The sequence below is a fragment of the Nitrospirota bacterium genome (assembly GCA_016219645.1).
In the GTDB taxonomy this organism is placed as follows: Bacteria; Nitrospirota; Nitrospiria; order Nitrospirales; family Nitrospiraceae; genus Palsa-1315.
On the sequence record JACRLR010000003.1, the window covers coordinates 1 to 1023 of the forward strand.

Genomic DNA, 1023 nt, shown 5'->3' on the forward strand with positions numbered 1-1023 from the left:
GAAACGGGCTGATGGCGTGAAGGGCAAGGCCGATTCGATCGTCAGCTCCTTCAACCGGAATTTCCCAGGCCGCAACGACGGGATCAGTGAAACACTGTCGTTCCTCGCCAGTCCGGAGGTCGTGACCGCCTATGCGATCACTGGCGATCTTGGCTTTGATCCGGTGAATCAGACGGTCAAGGGCGCGGACGGCAAAGAATTCAAGTTACAGCCACCGGTGGGCGAGGAATTGCCGGCCAAGGGCTTTGCCAAGGGCGAAGAGGGGTATGTTGAGCCTGCCGCAGATGGCTCGAACTTGACCGTCGACATTCCGCCGACCAGCGAGCGCTTGCAGCTCCTGCAGCCGTTCCCCCGTTGGGATGGCAAGGATTTCGAGAAACTCCCGCTGTTGATCAAGACCAAGGGCAAGACCACTACGGACCATATCTCTCCGGCCGGTCCCTGGCTCAAGTTCCGCGGCCACTTGGACAAGATCAGCGACAACATGTTCCTGGGGGCCAACAATGCATTTTCGTCGGAGCCGGGCAAGGGGACTAATGTCCTGACCGGCGAATCGAACCTGACTATTGCGCAGATTGCCCGGGCCTACAAGGCGAAGGGGATCGGATCGATCGTCGTCGGCGATGAGAACTACGGTGAGGGCAGCAGCCGCGAGCATGCGGCGATGTCGCCGCGATTCTTGAACGTTAAAGTCGTGCTCGTCAAAGGCTTTGCACGTATCCATGAAACGAATTTGAAAAAACAGGGGATCTTGGCGTTAACCTTCGCTGATCCGAAGGATTACGAGAAGATCGAGCAGCAGGACCGCATCAGTGTGACGGGGCTGAACAGCCTGGCTCCCGGCAAGCCGGTGCAGGTGACGATACACAAGGCGGATGGCAACGCGCTCACCATCCAGGCGAACCACAGCATCACCGAGCAACAGATTGCGTGGTTCAAGGCGGGTTCAGCGCTGAACGCGTTGAACTAACACGAGAACAAAGAGGGGAATACATGAGCACGAAAGCTTCGAAGATTATTTAC

Annotated in this window: 1 protein-coding gene; it reads left to right on the forward strand. The window is 57.4% G+C overall.

Features of this window, described 5'->3' with window-relative positions; genetic code table 11:
- Window positions 1-970, forward strand: a 970-nt coding sequence (locus tag HZB34_00030; GenBank protein MBI5314339.1) for an aconitate hydratase, incomplete at its 5' end; no start/stop codon positions are given.
- Between the last annotated feature and the right edge of the window lie 53 nt (window positions 971-1023).